Source organism: Dongia sp., from assembly GCF_041910485.1.
Lineage (GTDB): Bacteria > Pseudomonadota > Alphaproteobacteria > Dongiales > Dongiaceae > Dongia.
In genome coordinates this window covers 31,884-48,428 of record NZ_JAYRQR010000008.1, presented here as the reverse complement: position 1 = coordinate 48,428, position 16,545 = coordinate 31,884, and the positions used below count along the sequence as shown (strand labels likewise).

The following is a 16,545-nucleotide window of genomic DNA, read 5'->3' as shown; positions in this document are numbered from 1 at the left end:
GGATCTGGGCGCGGGCACCGGCAATGAGGTCGGTGCGCGACTGAACACGGACGGGGATCGGCTGCGGGGCCGCTTGACCGGTCATCAGATCCGTTAACCATTTGCCGAGGCTCATCGCATCCTCCCTCAAACTCAGTTCGACGGAGAATGCTAACGGCCGGGGCGTTAAGGAAGTCTGAAAGGGGCGAAAAGGGAGCCCCAAAAGGGGTGAAAACGGGCCTTTTCGGACGGTATCAGGATACCTTTTCAGGCCGCGCGGACGCGGTCGATGCGCGGGGTGCCCGTGATCTCGAAATCATGGGCCATGAGGCCGCGGATCATCTGGTTACCCTCCAGCATCGCGTCATATTCCTCGACCCCGCGGCGCACATTCCAGCAGCGGCCGGAGATATAGCCCTTGAGGCCATTCTTCAGGCGAATGGGAGTCGTCAGTTCGATGACGTCGTCGAAAACATATCTGCTACGCATGATGCAACCCAACCCTTGAGCAAGTGCCGGAGATGTCCGGCGGAACAACTTGCCTGAACAGATATGCTTAGATTCCATAAATGGCGAGTGACGGCAATCACCAATCGCATCACATGCGAGTTAAGCCTGTGATTTCTGCCTTCTCTGCCACAGTGCGCGCGAGACGCCGGCACTTGGCGCGCGGCCGATGTGCTCGAGGACGCGCCATCCTGCCGCAGCCAGCGCATCGAGATCGATTCCCGTCTCGATTCCCATACCGTTCAACATGAAGACGACATCTTCCGTCGCGACATTGCCGGTCGCCCCCTTGGCATAGGGACAGCCGCCGAGGCCCGCCACTGACGCATCGACGACCGCAACGCCCATCTGCAGGGCGGCCAGAATATTGGCGAGCGCCTGGCCGTATGTGTCGTGGAAATGGGCGGCGAGCTGCGGGATGGGCACCCTTTCCGCCACCGCGCCGATCATGCGCTGGGTGGCAAGCGGGGTCCCGACACCGATCGTATCGCCCAGCGAGATTTCAGCGCAGCCCAGCTCGATCAAGGACTTAGCGACGGCAGCAACGGACGCAGGCGCGATTTCGCCTTCATAGGGGCAACCCAGCACGCAGGAGATATAGCCGCGCACTGGAACACCTGCCGAACGCGCGCGCTCCATCACGGGCCCGAAGCGCGCGATGCTCTCGGCGATCGAACAATTGGTGTTCCGCTGCGAGAAGGTTTCCGAGGCGGCGGCGAAGACCGCCACCTCGCGCGCACCGGCGGCGAGCGCTGCCTCGAGACCTTGCAGATTAGGAACAAGTACCGGGTAGCGCTTCATCGGATCGCGCTGGAGGCCGGCGAGCACGGCAGCGGAATCCGCCATCTGCGGGACCCATTTCGGCGAGACGAAGGCGCCGGCCTCGATATCGGCAAGGCCCGCCACCGCCAAATCTTCAATGAGGCGGATCTTCGCCGCAGTCGAGACGGGCGCCTTCTCATTCTGCAGACCGTCGCGGGGGCCCACCTCGACGATGCGGACCTGGGCTGGAAGGTTCATGCGCCGGCCTCGATGCGGATGAGTTCGGCCCCTTCGACCACCTGATCGCCGGCAGCAACCAACACTGAGGCAACCTTGCCCGACGTCGCGGCCACGAGATTGTGTTCCATCTTCATCGCCTCGAGGCGCAGCAGAACCTGACCCGCTTCGACCGGATCACCGGTTGCGGCGAGGATCGAGACGATACGCCCCGGCATAGGTGCCAAGACAGTTCCGCCCTGCCCGCCCGCCTGATCGCGCCGTGCCGGTGGGCGGCCGAAGGCACCGAGGGCGCGGATGCGCCAGCGGGTCGGACCCACTTTGAGCCAGCGCACCGCCCCGTCGACATGGACATGGCCGTGATATTGCCGGCCGCCAAGTTCGATCATGAAGGAATCGCCGAGCCGCTCGATGAGACGCAAGGGCAGCACATCGTCGCGCCAGGCGACGCGCCAGCCGTCACCCTGCCGCTGCAGCGAGACGGCATGGTCGATACCGTCATGCTCGAAATGCCAGGTGAGCGGCGCCACACCACCGAGGCGCCAATTGTCGGTCGCCGACCAGGGCGAAGAACCGGCATTGCGCGCCGCGAGGTCGAGTTGCTCGGAGAGCGCGAGGAGCGCCCAGCCGACAATGTCGGGATGGGCATCGTGCAGCAGCGCGGGATGCGCGGCGATGAAGCCGGTATCGATGCGGGCCGCCTTGAAGTCACCGTCGACGGCGGCCCGGGTGAGGAGATTGAGATTGCTGGCGATGCCGGCGACGTGCGACCGGCCGAGTGTCGCACCGAGACGCGCCAGCGCATCGTCGCGGTCGGCGCCGCCGACGATGAGCTTGCCGATGAGTGAATCATAATGGACCGATATCTCATCGCCTTCGCCGAAGCCGGAATCGAGACGGATATAGGGTCCATCCGGCACGCTGAAATGGATGAGCCGGCCGGTCTCGGGGCGATAGCCGCGCGCCGGATCCTCGGCACAGATGCGCGCCTCGAAAGCATGGCCGCAGAGGGCTATCTCGGCCTGCGCCTTCGGCAGCTTCTCGCCGGCAGCGACGCGCAGCTGCCATTCGACCAGATCGAGGCCCGTCACCATCTCGGTCACAGGGTGTTCGACCTGGAGGCGCGTGTTCATTTCCATGAAGTAGAAATTGTCGAGATTGTCGCCCTCGGCGATGAATTCGACCGTGCCGGCACCGCGATAATCGATGGCCCGCGCCGCCGCGATGGCGGCATCGGTCATGCGCTTGCGCACGGCATCGGTCATGCCGGGGGCCGGCGCTTCCTCGATCACCTTCTGATGGCGCCGCTGCAGCGAGCAGTCGCGCTCATAGAGATGGACCGTATTGCCGTGATTGTCGGCAAAGACCTGCACCTCGATATGGCGCGGGCGCGTGAGATATTTCTCGATGAGGACCGCGCCGTCACCAAAGGCCGATTGGGCCTCGCGCTGCGCGGATTCGAGGGAAGCGGCGAAATCGACGGCCGCGTCCACCTTGCGCATGCCGCGACCGCCGCCGCCCATCACCGCCTTGATGAGCACGGGATAGCCGATCTTGTCGGCTTCCCTTTGCAAGCTCGCTGCATCCTGCGCCGTTCCTTCATAACCGGGCACGACGGGTACGCCGGCCGAACGCATCAGGATCTTCGCCGCATCCTTGGCGCCCATCGCCTCGATGGATTTCGCCGACGGGCCGATGAAGACGAGGCCGGCCTCGGTCACGGCCTTGGCAAAGGGCGCATTCTCGGAAAGAAAGCCGTAGCCCGGATGGATTGCCTGTGCCCCGGCGGATTTCGCCGCCGCGATGATGCGCGCACCCTGCAGATAGCTTTCGCGGGCCGGGGAAGGGCCGATGTGGATCGCTTCGTCAGCAAGCTGCGTGTGGCGCGCATGTCGATCGGCATCGGCGTAGATGGCGACCGTCTTGATCCCCATCGCACGCGCGGTGCGAATGACGCGGCAGGCGATTTCACCCCGATTGGCGATGAGGATCTTCGAGAACATGGGGTCAGTCCTTAGCTGGCGCGAACGCGCCCGCCCCAACCCCAACCCCTCCCCCTGAAGGGAGAGGGGCTTTGGATCGCGTTGAGAGAGGCAGGGTTAAATGGTTCATCTTCATCAGTCCTTGCGCCAGGCGGGAACGCGCTTTTCGAGAAAGGCGGTGAGGCCCTCCTTGCCTTCGGCGCTGGCGCGGCGGGCGGCGATGCGGTCGGCGGTACCGTCGATCACTTCGCGGCCCAAGGGTTTGGAGGCCACGAACTGCACCAGTTCCTTGGCAGCCGCCATCGCTTCCGGCGCATTATCGAGCAACTGTTTTGTCAGCGCGGTCACCGCTTCGTCCAGTTTCTCCGGGGCCACGATTTCAGCGAGGAGTCCGAGGCGTTCGGCTTCCGCCGCATCGAATTTGCGACCCGACAGAAACAGGCGCTTCGACGCATGCGCACCGATGGCGCGGATGATATGCGGGCTGATGACCGCGGGAATGAGGCCGAGCTTCACCTCGGAGAGGACGAAATCGGCCGTGGGGACGGCGATCGCAAAATCACAGGCGGCAACGATGCCGATGCCGCCGCCATAGGCCGGGCCATTCACCGCGACGATGGTGGGCAGCGGCAGAAAGGCGATCTTTTCGAAGAGGCCCGCCAGGCGCTTGGCGTCGGCGATGTTGCTGGCGGCATCATATTCCGCCATGCGGCGCATCCAGTTGATGTCGGCGCCGGCGCAGAAGGAGGTGCCGCGCGCACGGATCTGCAGCACGCGGGCGGATTTATCGGCGGCGACCTTGTCCAGTGCGGCGTGGAACGCATCGATCATGGCGATGTCGAGCGCGTTGTGCCGGTCGGGGCGATTGATGGTGATGGTCGCCACGCGGGCCGAGATGTCGAGTTCGATATCGCTCATGATCTTTTTCTCTTTTACATGCGGAAGAGGCCGAAGCGGGTTTCCCCGATCGGTCGTTGCAAGGCGGCTTCGAGGCTGAGCCCCAGCACGCGGCGCGTATCGGCGGGTGCGATGATGCCGTCGTCCCAGAGCCGGGCCGAGGCATAATAGGGATGGCCCTGGCGTTCATACTGATCGCGGATCGGCTGCTTGAACGCCTCCTCCTCGGCAGCAGGCCAGGTTTCACCCTTCCCCTCGATATTGTCGCGCTTCACTTGCGCCAGGACCGAGGCCGCCTGTTCACCACCCATCACCGAAATGCGCGCATTGGGCCACATGAAGAGGAAGCGCGGGCCGAAGGCACGGCCGCACATGCCATAATTGCCGGCGCCGAACGAACCGCCGATGATGACGGTGAGCTTCGGCACGGCGACGGTCGAGACGGCCGTCACCAGCTTGGCGCCATCCTTGGCGATGCCGCCGGCTTCGTACTTCTTTCCCACCATGAAGCCGGTGATGTTCTGCAGGAAGACGAGCGGGATCTTGCGCTGGCCGCACAGCTCGACGAAATGCGCGCCCTTCAAGGCGGATTCCGAAAAGAGGATGCCGTTATTGGCGACGATGCCGATTTGATGGCCGTAGAGATGGGCAAAGCCGCAGACCAGCGTTTCACCGTAATGCTGCTTGAACTCGTCGAAGACCGATCCATCGACGATACGGGCGATGATTTCGCGCACGTCATAGGGCTTGCGCGTGTCGGCCGGCACGATGGCACCGAGATCGGCTGGGTCATAGGCCGGTTCGCACGCCGCCGCATGGGCGGATAAGGATGCGGCATCCGGCCCAAGCCGCGCCACGATATCGCGGCAGCGCTGCAGCGCGTCCCAGTCGTTCTCAGCCAGATGATCGACAACGCCGGAGCGGCGGGCATGGAGATCGCCGCCGCCCAGATCCTCGGCGCTGACCAATTCGCCCGTCGCGGCCTTCACCAGCGGTGGGCCGCCTAGGAAAATGGTGCCTTGATTGCGCACGATGATGCTTTCGTCCGACATGGCTGGCACATAGGCACCGCCCGCCGTGCACGAGCCCATGACGATGGCGATCTGCGGAATGCCCGAAGCCGACATATTGGCCTGGTTGAAAAAGATGCGGCCGAAATGATCGCGGTCGGGGAAGACCTGGTCCTGGTTGGGCAAGTTCGCACCGCCGGAATCGACCAAGTAGAGACAAGGAAGACCGTTTTCGGCCGCGATCTCCTGAGCGCGCAGATGCTTCTTCACGGTCAGCGGGTAATAGGTGCCGCCCTTCACCGTGGCGTCGTTACAGACGATGACGCAGAGCCGGCCGGCGACCCGGCCGATGCCGGTCAGAATGCCGGCCGCAGGAACATGGTCCGCATAAACACCGTGCGCCGCCAGAGCCGAAAGCTCGAGGAACGGCGTCCCAGGATCGAGCAACAATTGGATGCGCTCGCGCGGCAGCAGCTTGCCTCGGGCCACATGCCGTTGCCGGGCAGCTTCCCCACCGCCTTCGGCGACGGTTGCGAGAGTGGTTTCGAGATCGGCCACCAGCGCTTCCATCGCCGCGGCATTGTCCCGGCTTTCCGGCGATTGGCTGTTGAGCGCCGATTTCAGCACCGGCATGAAACGCCCCCGTTTCCCGTGAGAGAGATATTCCGTGCAATGAGTTACGGCGATCATCCCGACTTCAGCGCAGCTTGGATAGCAGATTTTGCCGCGTTCCCGACAATGGCAAGAGAGTGTTGCCGCTATGGCGGCGCAGGATGGGAATCTGTCCGACCGACACGGTCCCGCGCAGCTTTTTTACAACTGTGAGGATGCGCCGCAATGCAGCAAGCATGACGTCCTATTGGCACGCACGATCTTTCGGCAGCCGCAGATATCCCCAAAAAATCGAGGGTTTCGAAATGCTGCATCGTAAAGAGTTGTTAATATGCCAGGGGCTAGGATTCACTGCTTGGGGACCCGTATTTCGGGTGGGTGGGGCATTAGCAGCAGAAGCAAAATGGGTGAAGGTGGACCGATTCTGGAACCAGACGCGACGCACACCGCCTGGAGCGAGGCGGTAAAACCAGTTGTGCGCAACGGCGTGATGTCCACCAGCCGCGGCGACCGAGGAGATTCGTCGCCGGCATCGCCCCTGCATCAGCCGGGCCGCATGCAGCCCTATCGCGCCTTGGCCTATCTGGCGCTTGCCGGTATGGCGGGCATCGGCCTGCTGATCGCTGTCTCGCGCGATTTTTCGCTTTTCAATCTGCTGCCGCCGGCCGGAATCGTGATGCTTGCGGGCGTCGGCGCCTTGGCCGTACGCCGCCTGTTCGCCGTCAGCGCGGCGACCATTTCCGCCCAGCGGCAATTGGTCGATGCCGGGTTCCAGGCGGCCGATGCCATCGTCATTCTGCGCGGCAAGAACGGCAAACTGATCCAGGCCAATGCGATTGCCGAGCGCGTTTCCGGCTTTTCGGCCCGTGAGCTCGGCCGCAGCGACATCTGGCGCGCGCGCTTTCCCGGCAACGATTTCGACGCCGAGCAGCGGATCGAAGCGGCGGCGCTCGAAACCGGGCAACCGGTCTTCCGCGAGGCCGCCTGGATTGCACGCAATGGCGACCGGCGCATCATCCGCTGGTCGAATGTCGCCGTGCGGTACGATTCCGATGCGCCGTCGCTGCTCCTCAAGATCGGTCTCGACATCACCGAATTGCGCCGACACGAATTGTCGCTGCTGCGCAATGAGACCTATCTGCGCCTGGCGCACCGCATTGCCAAACTTTGTCATTGGCACTGGCAGCCGGACGAGCCCGGCGACCTGATCGAACCCGATCGCCGCAAGGGCCGCTTCGTCTATTCGGATGAGGCTCGTGACATATTCGGCTATGAACCGGACGATCTGCCGGGTTATGGCGACGAATTCGCCCTGATGATCATTCATCCTGAGGAAAGAGACGGGGTATTCGCGCAATACAAATCGTTCCGTTCCAGCCGGGGCGATTCCTATTCGATCGAATACCGCGCCATCCACCGGTCGGGCCGCGTGCTCTATATCCGTGAGACGGCGGAGTGGATCCTGGACGATGACGGCGTGGCGATGCAGATCGTCGGGACCTTCCAGGACGTCACCGAGTTGCGCGGTTCGGAGCGCAGCCTGAAGCTGGCACAAACGGAGTTGCAGCGATCGCTGCGCATGTCGGGCCTGTGCCACTGGTCGTGGCACCTGTCGCTGGACAGCGTGGATGGCCTGCCCGGCGTCTATCATTCTTCGGGTGAGACGGCGGATCTCCTTGGCCTGGATCCCGAAGACGTCGAGCTCAATGACGAAGATTGGCACAAGCAGGTCGTGCATCCGGACGATTCAGTGTCGAGTTGGGAGAAGTATCAGGGCTTCATCAAAGGATCCGATACGCATTTCGTCCATGAATACCGCATCCTCTCGCGCCATCGCGGTATCCGCTATGTGAAGTCGATCTGCGAGAAGACGATCGACGCCCACGGCCGCACGGTGCAGATCGCGGGCGCCCTGCAGGACATCACGGAACAGCGTCAGCGCGAGATGGAACTGGTGCGCGCCAAGAACGCCGCCGAGGTCGCCAATCGCACGAAAACGGAATTCCTGGCGAATATGAGCCATGAACTGCGCACGCCGCTCAACGCCATCATCGGCTTCTCGCAGGTGATCCACGACCAGCATTTCGGCGACGCGCCCGAGCGCTATGCCGCCTATGCCGGCGACATCTACAAAAGTGGCAAGTTGCTGCTGCAGCTGATCGGCGACATCCTGGACATGTCGAAGCTGGAAGCCGGCAAGGTCGAGCTGTTCGAAGAGATCATCGATATCCGCACGGTTGCCGAGGATTGCGTGCGCATGATGCAGTCACGCGCCGACGAGGGCGCGGTCAAGATCGAGCAGAATTGGGAGCGCGGCCTGCCCGCCCTTTTCGCCGACGGACGCGCGGTGGCACAGGTGTTGCTCAATGTTCTGAGCAATGCCGTCAAATTCTCGCCGCCGGGCCGTTCGGTGCATCTCACCGGCCGCATCGGCGACAGCGGCGATTTGCTGGTCGTCATCCGCGACAACGGCATCGGCATGTCGGCCGAGGCAATGCAGAGCCTGTTTTCGGCCTTCCACCAAGCGGACGCCAGCATCAGCCGGCGCTATGGCGGGACGGGCCTGGGCCTTGCCATTACCAAGCGTCTGATGGAACTGCATGGCGGCTCGATCGATCTGTCGAGCGAACCCGGCCAGGGAACGCGCGTGCTGCTGCGCTTCCCGCACAACAGGGTGCGGGCACCGGCCCCTTCTGGACGGATCGGCCGGCACTGAGCCGGTGCTGCCTTACTGGCTGGTGACCAGGAACGGCAGCTTCTTCTCCTCGCGCACCATCAGGAGCACACATTCCTGCCTTGCCGAGGATTGGCATTTCTTCAGGGCAGTCTCCTGCGGGTAGCGGGGGTTCGTGTTCTGCGGCTGCCCCCGGCGACCGGAAATGCACTGGTTGACTTCCTGGCAGATGAACTGGCCGAAGAACTGGCCATCGGGCGAGACGGCAAAGGCGCCGTTCTTCTGCTGAAGGCCGGCGATATAGGCGCGCAGCGCACCGCTCACCTTCTTGGAGAGAGTCAGTGTACCGCCTGGCGCCGGTGCCTCCACCACATCGTCGGGCGGCAGCGACGCCACTTGCGTCTCGGCTTCCGTCTTGCTTGCCGGCACCGTCTCGCTCTTGGGCGCGACGGGTGTTGCGGGCGCCGTATCGGCGGAGGTTTCGAATGTCGGCTGCGCCTTTTTATTCCGCGAGGCGTCGGCGACCGATTCTCCCGTCTTGGCGTGCAGGCGAGCCGAGCGCGCACGGGCGAGGTCGGCGTAGAAGCCGTCCGGAAAGCGGGCGAGGAAGGCGTCGAATTCGCCCGGGTCCTGGCTGTTCTTCACCTCTTCCCAATAGCCCTTCTCGGCATCGCTCGCGGATGCCGCAGCGGGCTCGGCAGCAGCACTCGCCGTGGCAGCGGTCCCGGGCTTGAAATAGAAGGCACCGGTCAGGGACGAGGATTCCCACGGCACCTGTTGGGCATCGGTGCTGGCCATGACCTTGACGCGGACATTGCGGAACGCCTCTTCGATGGCGATCCCGGGCTTGCCGAGTTCCGCCGCCAGCGCCGATGTATAGGGCGAGTTCTTCCCCGTGCCGTCATTGGCGACGTTCCCGGGCGCCGTCGAATAGCCAATGAACGAGCCCGTCGGCGCATCCATGCGCGCGAGGCCGCGCGAGGAAGAGCGCATCGACCGCGGCAACGGATTGTTGCGGCAGGCATCGAGAATGACGATGTTGACGCGGGCGCCGGCGAATTCCATCTGCTTCAGCACCGTCTCGGCCGAAACGGCTTCGAGATCGACATCGGCCTCGGCGGCAATCGCGGCACCCACGGGAATGAGGTAATTGGCCCCGTCCACCTGGACGCCGTGACCGGCATAGAAGAAGAGGCCGACCGCATCGGGACCGGCCGCCTGCAGCGCCTGGCCGAAATTCGAGATGGCCCGCTTCAGCGCCTTCTGATCGGCATTGAGGAGCTTGGTCACCTTGAAGCCGAGGCCGCTCAAACGCTCGGCCATCAGATTGGCGTCGTTGGGCGGGTTGATGAGACTGCCGATCGAGGCATCGTACTTGCCGTTGCCGACGACAAGCGCGATGCGCGGCTCGGCCATCGCCTTGCCGGCACAGGCCAGGCCGCAGATCAACAGAATGGCAGCGATGAAGCGGCGTCCCTCGTTCATGGAGATCAATCTAGCGCGTTCACCGGCACAGCGGCAGTGCGCTGGCGCACACCTCACCTCTATTCCTTGCGAAAGGGTGTGCATTCCTCCCGGGAAGCCGGTTTCCGCCATTTTGCCTAAAACACACATTATCTAGGCGCTCAATCCGTGAGCAAACATTGATATAGTGGTTGTCTTGCATTTTAGTAAAAAAATTTCCGTTACAAATCAAATAAATACAATAGAAAGCTCGGAAATTAGGTTGACTTTAACCATGACCCGATCTTAGCCTTCCATAGTCGGGGGTATTTCGGGGAAACTGCATCAGGATGTAGGCGCGCCGTCAAAGTTTTGACGGGTGACCGCAATCCGGAGCAGAGGGGTGATGGCAAGCGACAACATCGACGGCGCGCAATTGCTGGCCTTGGCCAGGCTTCGCTCGGACGAAGCCCGGGCCGAGCTCTTTGCCGTCATGGGCGATCTCTTCCACGACCGCAACGACGTGCTCTCGGCGCAGGAACGCGCCCTGATGCTCGATATTCTCGAAAAGCTCATCGGCGAAGTGGCCCAGGATGTGAAGCGCAAGCTGGCGCTGCGCCTGGCTGACGCGCCGGGCCTGCCGCGCGAACTGGCCATCCTCCTCGCCAATGACGAGATCGACGTCGCCTCGCCGATCCTGCTGCGTTCGGCGGTCCTGCAGGATATCGACCTCATCGAGGTGATCCGCCACCGCTCGCGCCAGCACATCCTCACCATCGCCATGCGCCGCGATCTTTCCGGCAGCGTCGCCGACGCGCTGGTCGAGACCGGCGACCGCGACGTCATCCGCACGCTGCTCGAAAATCAGGACGCCGATATCTCGCGCGTGACGCTTGCCTATCTGGTCGAACAGTCGAAGACGGTCGATGAGTTCCAGGAACCGCTGGTGCGCCGCCGCGACCTGCCGCAGGAATTGGCGCGGCGCATGGTCTATTGGGTGGCGGCGGCCCTGCGCCAAGCCATCCTCGACCGCTTCGCGATCGACCCCGACACGCTCGACGACCGCTTGGAGCCGGTGGTGAAGGAAGAAGCGGCCGAAGCCGCGCGTGAAGCCGAGATCGACGATGCGTCGGCGGTCCTCGCCCGCGCCCTCGGCCACGGACGGCAGTTGACGCCGCGCCTGCTGCTGCAGACCTTGCGCAAGGGCGAGATCCAGCTGTTCGAAGCGATGTTCGCCGAGATGAGCGGCCTCAGGCTCAGGCTCATCACGCGCATCGCCTATGAGCCGGGCGGGCAGAGCCTTGCCGTCGTCACCCGCGCCATGGGCCTCAACCGCGAGGAATTCGCCACCATCTTCCTGCTGACGCGCCGCGCGCGCAGCGCCCAGGCGACCTTCGCCCCGGCCGATCTCGGCCGCGCGCTCGAATTCTTCGACCGCCTCTCGCATGCGGCGGCCGAGACCGTGCTGACCCGCTGGCGGCGCGATCCTGACTATCTGTTTGCCATCCGCTCGATCGAAGAAGGGCAGGAGAAGAAACGCGCATGAACAAGGTCACGCCGCTCGCGCCCACCATCTCGATCAGCGTCGCCCCGAAGAAGGCGAGCCCCGCCAACGAAGCAGCCCCCTCGCCGGCGCGCCTCAACGATCTGTTCCGCCAGGAACTGGTCGAATTCGGCCCGGCCATGCTGATGTGCGATCCCAAGGGCCAGATCAGCTGGTCCAACGCCTCGCTTCGCCGCATCGCCGAAACCCGCATCGACGGTGGCATGATCGGCGAAAGGCTGCGTCTTGCCGACGTCGCCGAGGAGATCGACCTGCGCCGGGCGACCGTCTTCCGCGACTGGGACTTCGCCGCCGGGGGCAGCGTGCAGCGCCTGCGCGCGCGCTTTGAACCGATGCTGGAGCCCAACGGCACGCTGACCGGCTTCGGCGGCCTGCTCACCCTCCTGCAGGAAGGCCGCGAGCGCCAGGACGAGACGGCGCAAGCCATCGACCGGCACATGGATTTCATCCGCCTTTCCGCCGACTGGATGTGGGAGACGGATGCCGCGCTCAACATCAAGCTGGTGACGCAGCGCGTGGTGGCGGCCCTCGGCATGGTGCCGCAGCAGCTCATCGGGCGGAACCTCCTCGACCTCATCGCCTCGGACGCGCTCAAAGCCAATCTGCAGCGCCGCCTTTCCAAACTGTCGCCGTTCCGCGACCTGCCCTTCGACGCCGAGGATGCGACCGGCAAGCGCAAGCTGTTCCTGATGAGCGCGCTGCCGGTGTTCGATCCCACGAGCGGCGCCCTCATCGGCTATCGGGGTGCCGCGACCGACATCACCGAACTGACCCGGCGCGAAGAGAATTTGCGCGCCGCCAAGGAAGCCGCGGAAACCGCCAATCGCGCCAAGAGCCAGTTTCTGGCCAATATGAGCCACGAGCTGATGACGCCCTTGAACGCCATCATCGGCTTTGCCGACGTGATGCGCATGGGCCTTTTGGGCCCGATCGAGAACAGCGAATACCGCAGCTATGTGAAGGATATCCACGGCAGCGCCATCAATCTGATGGGCATCATCAACGACATCCTCGACGTATCACGTATTGAGAACGGCCAGGCGGAGATCAACGAGAGCGCCTGCAATATCGAGGAGCTGTTCGACGCCGTGGCGCGCCTCATCCAGGACCGACTGCAGGCGCAAGGGCTGGAGCTGAAGATCGACCTGCCGACGCGCCTGCCGCGCGTCCACGCCGACAAGCGCAAGCTGAAGCAGATTCTGGCCAACCTCCTCGCCAACGCCGTGAAGTTCACGCCCAAGGGCGGACGCATCACTCTTTCGGCCAGCGTCACCCGGGACGGCGATCTGGTGCTGGTGGTAAGCGATACCGGCATCGGCATCGCCGCCGAGGATATCGATCGCGTCATGCATCCCTTTTCCCAGGTCGATGGCGGGCTCAACCGCAAATATGAAGGGACGGGGCTGGGCCTCACCTTGTCATTGGGCCTCGCCCGGCTCCACGGCGGCGAGCTGCACCTGGAAAGCGTGCTGGGCGAAGGCACCCGCGCCATCGTCACCCTGCCCGCCAGCCGCGTCATCGACGGCAATCATCTGGTCCAGGTGAAGTGACCCCCCTCCCCACCCTCCCCCTCAAGGGGGGAGGGAGTTGATCGTTACCCTGCCCGCCCTGACCCTGCCCACCGTGTCAGCGATCTCCTTTACCCATCCCACCATCACGGGTTACGAATGATGGATATCCCCTGCTGAGTCGGGAGTGAATGGGCGTGAGCGAGGGGTTCGACCTCAAGGAACTGGCGGTAGTGGCCCGCGACAAGTCGCCCGGGGGCCGCTCCAAGATGTTTGCGCTGTTGGCGCGCCTGTTCTGGCGGCGCGGCGCCATCATGAAGCCCAAGGAAAAGGTCATGCTGGCCGAAATTCTGCGGGTGCTGCGCCCCAAGACGCTACCTGAGGCGCGCCTGGAACTGGCCTATGAGATCGCCGGCTCGACGCTGGCGGAGCCGGACCTCCTCAAGGTCTTTGCCGAGGACGAAATCGAGATCGCCTCGCCGGTGTTGTTCTCGACCAACCGGCTGGAACCCAGTGATCTGGTCTCGGTGATCGAGGCGCGCGGCGTCTCGCACGGCACGGTCATCGCCCAGCGCAAGGCACCAACCATTGCCGTCGTCGATGCGCTGGCGAAACTGGAGGATACGGAGATTCTGCGCCGCCTGCTCAACGATCCGGAAGCGCCCTTCTCCATTCCGGCCTTGTCGTCAGCGGCCCTCGTCGCCATGACCGATGTCGATCTGCAGCGCCTCATCGCCGAGCGGCGCGAACTGCCCGAGAGCCTGGCCGAAGACATGATGACATGGGCCGACCCCATTGTGTGCGAGGCGCTCAATGGCCGCTTCCAGTTCGACGCCATGATCGCTTCCGCCAAGCAGCCGGTCTATGGCCAGAAAGCATCCGTCCTTCCCGAAGAACCGAAGCCCGTGACCGACGAAGGCGGCGAGATCGAATTGTCGCCGGCTTCGATGATCAGTGCGCTGCGCGCGGACAACCTCGCCCTCTTCCAGGCCCAGGTGGCGCATCTCGCCAATCTGCGCATGGGACTGGTGCGCAAGCTGATGAATGAAAACGGCGGCGACAGCATCGCCTTCATCGCGCGCGCCATCGGCCTCCGGCGGGACGAATTCGCGCAGATCTATCTGCTGGTCCGGAAGCTGCGCACCAAGTCGGGCGGCATCGGCGCCGCCGACCTTGGCCAGGCGCTGGATTTCTTCGACCGCACCGAGCCCGCCCAGGCCAGTTCGATCATCGCCCGCTGGCGGCGCGAATCGGCCCGCGAGGCCTTGACCGAGAGCGAGGATCTGGCGCCGCCACCCGTTGCGGCGACCATCGAGCCCCCGGCCGAGGCGGAAGGCGCCCCCGATCCGGAGACCGGCGCCTAAACCCACAGTTGCGATACGTTTGTTTACCAACTGCGCCGATGTCGACGAGAACCCGGCGCTCCGTCCGGATCGCCGCCCCAAGCCCGTCAATGCGCCGGGCCAGCCTCGCAAACCGTCAGAAATTCCCCCGCCGGGGAGAACAAAAGCGCCCCGGCGGAAAACGCGCGACGTGCCGGAAAGTGCCGAGAAATCAGCTATTTCTATTGAACCACGCCAATTGTTGAAGAAAGATGACGCCAGCTGAGGACAAGACGTCGGTATCGGTATTGATCGCAACGTCAAGCCGGCAAACCGCGCGAAGCGTCCTCACGCTTTCAGATGACAGAGGAGGTTTTCAGAAATGAACCAGATACTGAAGCGGCTGGTGCTGCCGGCCATGACCGTCGCCGCCTTGATGACCAGCACGGCGCTGGCACAAGCCGAGATGGTACTCAATCGCGGCAACGGCGCCGAGCCGGAGACGATCAATCCGCACAAATCGACCGGCGTGACCGAGGCCAATATCGAAGCCGACATCTTCGAGGGCCTCACCACCTATGCCGCCAATGGCGACATCATCCCGGGCGCTGCCGAAAGCTGGGACATCAGCGACGACGGCAAGACCTACACGTTCCACCTGCGCAAGAACGCGAAATGGTCGAACGGCGAGCCGGTGACGGCGAAGGATTTCGTCTTCGGCTTCCAGGATGCGATCAACCCGGAGACCGCCGCCGATTACGCCCCGATCCTCGACGTCATCGTCAACGCGGAGAAGATCCGCAAAGGCGAGGAGAAAGATTTTGCGAAGCTTGGCGCCGAAGCGGTCGACGATTACACGCTGAAGATCTCACTCAACGGTCCGACCCCCTATTTCTTGGGACTTCTCCGCCATCCGATCTCTTATCCGGTGCACAAGGCGACGGTCGAGAAGTTCAAGGACGATTGGACGAAACCCGGCAACATCGTCAGCAACGGCGCCTACCAGCTGACCGAGTGGACTCCTCAGGCCTCGCTCACTTACGTGAAGAACCCGAATTATTGGGACGCGGCCAATGTGAAGGTCGACAAGGTCGTCATGTATCCGACCGAGGACCTCGCTGAAGAGCTGAAGCGCTTCAAGGCCGGCGAGTTGCAGGTCACCTATGACACACCATCGGAACAGATCCCGGATCTGGAAAAGAACTTTTCCGATGAGTTCAAGAATACGCCCTATCTCGGCACCTACTACTACGTGATCAACCTGACCCGTGAGCCGCTTGGCGCCCAGAAGGACCTGCGCAAGGCCCTGTCCCTGGCGGTCAACCGCGAAGTGCTGGTCAGCAAGATCACGCAGGGCGGCGAAGCCCCGGCCTATTCGTGGGAGCCGCCGATGTCGAACTACAAGCAGGCCTTCGTTGACTTCAAGGACATGCCGCAGAAGCAGCGCCTGGCGGAAGCCAAGAAGCTGCTGGAAGCGCACGGCTACAGCAAGTCGAACCCGCTGAAGGTCGAGCTGCTCTACAACACCAGCGAGAACCACAAGAAGATCGCGGTCGCGGTGCAGAGCATGTGGAAGCAAATCGGCGTCGACGCCACGCTCCGCAACGAGGAATGGAAGGTCTATCTGGAGACCCGCGACAAGAAGCAATTCGACGTCGCCCGTGCGGCCTGGATCGCCGACTATGACGATCCGATCAACTTCGCGGATATGTTCCTGTCCGACGCCGGAGAGCGTAACGATGCGGGTTACAACAACCCGGAATACGACAAGCTGGTGAAGGCCACGGGCACGGAAACGGACCCAGCCAAGCGCATGCAGATGTTCCATGACGCGGAACAGATCTTCCTCAACGACACGGCGATGATTCCGATCTACCACTACACGTCGCAGCACATGGTGTCGAAGAAGGTGGCCGGTTGGGAATACAACATTCTCGATTTCCACCTGGCGCGCTTCCTCTCGGTTGCCGAGTAAGATTGCGTGATAGGCGACCCGGTGGCATCATGCCGCCGGGTCGTTTTTCTTTGACCCGATACGCCTCGGCACC

12 protein-coding genes are annotated in these 16,545 nt (G+C 63.3%); 5 read left to right on the top strand and 7 right to left on the bottom strand.

Features of this window, described 5'->3' with window-relative positions; genetic code table 11:
* Positions 1-246 precede the first annotated feature (246 nt).
* The 6 genes from ACE3PP_RS02225 to ACE3PP_RS02200 all read right to left on the bottom strand — a co-directional run bounded on the left by ACE3PP_RS02225 (position 247) and on the right by ACE3PP_RS02200 (position 6,224).
* On the bottom strand, positions 247-468 hold the full coding sequence (locus tag ACE3PP_RS02225; protein WP_374377544.1) for a hypothetical protein: 222 nt from the start codon (positions 466-468) through the stop codon (positions 247-249).
* Between the two features lie 120 nt (positions 469-588).
* Positions 589-1,506, bottom strand: a complete 918-nt coding sequence (locus ACE3PP_RS02220) for a hydroxymethylglutaryl-CoA lyase (RefSeq protein ID WP_374377543.1) — start codon at positions 1,504-1,506, stop codon at positions 589-591.
* On the bottom strand, positions 1,503-3,488 hold the full coding sequence (locus ACE3PP_RS02215; protein ID WP_374377542.1) for an acetyl-CoA carboxylase biotin carboxylase subunit: 1,986 nt from the start codon (positions 3,486-3,488) through the stop codon (positions 1,503-1,505). Before ACE3PP_RS02215 ends, ACE3PP_RS02220 begins: the two co-directional genes overlap by 4 nt.
* A 114-nt stretch (positions 3,489-3,602) precedes the next feature.
* A complete protein-coding gene (locus tag ACE3PP_RS02210; RefSeq protein WP_374377541.1) occupies positions 3,603-4,385 on the bottom strand; it encodes an enoyl-CoA hydratase-related protein in 783 nt (260 codons plus the stop codon).
* 14 nt (positions 4,386-4,399) lie between these two features.
* Positions 4,400-6,007, bottom strand: coding sequence for a carboxyl transferase domain-containing protein (locus ACE3PP_RS02205; protein WP_374377545.1), 1,608 nt, complete (start codon positions 6,005-6,007; stop codon positions 4,400-4,402).
* A gap of 64 nt (positions 6,008-6,071) precedes the next feature.
* Positions 6,072-6,224 carry a hypothetical protein gene (locus ACE3PP_RS02200; RefSeq protein WP_374377540.1) on the bottom strand — a complete coding sequence of 51 codons (153 nt, stop codon included), beginning with the start codon at positions 6,222-6,224 and terminating at the stop codon, positions 6,072-6,074.
* 165 nt (positions 6,225-6,389) lie between these two features.
* On the opposite strand from ACE3PP_RS02200, the gene ACE3PP_RS02195 reads away from it, so the two are divergent.
* Positions 6,390-8,702 carry a PAS domain-containing protein gene (locus ACE3PP_RS02195; protein WP_374377539.1) on the top strand — a complete coding sequence of 771 codons (2,313 nt, stop codon included), beginning with the start codon at positions 6,390-6,392 and terminating at the stop codon, positions 8,700-8,702.
* Between the two features lie 12 nt (positions 8,703-8,714).
* Here ACE3PP_RS02195 and ACE3PP_RS02190 read toward each other — a convergent pair whose 3' ends face one another.
* Complete coding sequence (locus tag ACE3PP_RS02190; RefSeq protein WP_374377538.1) at positions 8,715-10,145, bottom strand: caspase domain-containing protein; 1,431 nt, start codon at positions 10,143-10,145, stop codon at positions 8,715-8,717.
* Positions 10,146-10,509: 364 nt separating this feature from the next.
* Here ACE3PP_RS02190 and ACE3PP_RS02185 point away from each other — a divergent pair, with 364 nt between their 5' ends.
* The 4 genes from ACE3PP_RS02185 to ACE3PP_RS02170 all read left to right on the top strand — a co-directional run bounded on the left by ACE3PP_RS02185 (position 10,510) and on the right by ACE3PP_RS02170 (position 16,472).
* A complete protein-coding gene (locus ACE3PP_RS02185; RefSeq protein WP_374377537.1) occupies positions 10,510-11,649 on the top strand; it encodes a DUF2336 domain-containing protein in 1,140 nt (379 codons plus the stop codon).
* Positions 11,646-13,217 (top strand): ATP-binding protein, encoded by a 1,572-nt coding sequence (locus ACE3PP_RS02180; RefSeq protein ID WP_374377536.1) that lies wholly within the window; start codon positions 11,646-11,648, stop codon positions 13,215-13,217. The genes ACE3PP_RS02185 and ACE3PP_RS02180 overlap by 4 nt, the downstream gene beginning before the upstream one ends.
* Before the next feature lie 155 nt (positions 13,218-13,372).
* Positions 13,373-14,539, top strand: a complete 1,167-nt coding sequence (locus tag ACE3PP_RS02175) for a DUF2336 domain-containing protein (protein ID WP_374377535.1) — start codon at positions 13,373-13,375, stop codon at positions 14,537-14,539.
* Between the two features lie 340 nt (positions 14,540-14,879).
* Positions 14,880-16,472: a peptide ABC transporter substrate-binding protein gene (locus ACE3PP_RS02170; RefSeq protein WP_374377534.1), complete on the top strand. Its 1,593-nt coding sequence runs from the start codon at positions 14,880-14,882 to the stop codon at positions 16,470-16,472.
* Positions 16,473-16,545: the final 73 nt, after the last annotated feature.

What these genes read in the sequence shown, in the direction of transcription:
- ACE3PP_RS02190 (WP_374377538.1), bottom strand. Translation starts at nt 10,145, where the DNA reads ATGAACGAGGGACGCCGCTTCATCGCTGCCATTCTGTTGATCTGCGGC.
- ACE3PP_RS02200 (WP_374377540.1), bottom strand. Translation starts at nt 6,224, where the DNA reads ATGCTTGCTGCATTGCGGCGCATCCTCACAGTTGTAAAAAAGCTGCGC.
- ACE3PP_RS02170 (WP_374377534.1), top strand. Translation starts at nt 14,880, where the DNA reads ATGAACCAGATACTGAAGCGGCTGGTGCTGCCGGCCATGACCGTCGCC.
- ACE3PP_RS02205 (WP_374377545.1), bottom strand. Translation starts at nt 6,007, where the DNA reads ATGCCGGTGCTGAAATCGGCGCTCAACAGCCAATCGCCGGAAAGCCGG.
- ACE3PP_RS02220 (WP_374377543.1), bottom strand. Translation starts at nt 1,506, where the DNA reads ATGAACCTTCCAGCCCAGGTCCGCATCGTCGAGGTGGGCCCCCGCGAC.
- ACE3PP_RS02225 (WP_374377544.1), bottom strand. Translation starts at nt 468, where the DNA reads ATGCGTAGCAGATATGTTTTCGACGACGTCATCGAACTGACGACTCCC.
- ACE3PP_RS02195 (WP_374377539.1), top strand. Translation starts at nt 6,390, where the DNA reads ATGGGTGAAGGTGGACCGATTCTGGAACCAGACGCGACGCACACCGCC.
- ACE3PP_RS02180 (WP_374377536.1), top strand. Translation starts at nt 11,646, where the DNA reads ATGAACAAGGTCACGCCGCTCGCGCCCACCATCTCGATCAGCGTCGCC.
- ACE3PP_RS02210 (WP_374377541.1), bottom strand. Translation starts at nt 4,385, where the DNA reads ATGAGCGATATCGAACTCGACATCTCGGCCCGCGTGGCGACCATCACC.
- ACE3PP_RS02185 (WP_374377537.1), top strand. Translation starts at nt 10,510, where the DNA reads ATGGCAAGCGACAACATCGACGGCGCGCAATTGCTGGCCTTGGCCAGG.
- ACE3PP_RS02215 (WP_374377542.1), bottom strand. Translation starts at nt 3,488, where the DNA reads ATGTTCTCGAAGATCCTCATCGCCAATCGGGGTGAAATCGCCTGCCGC.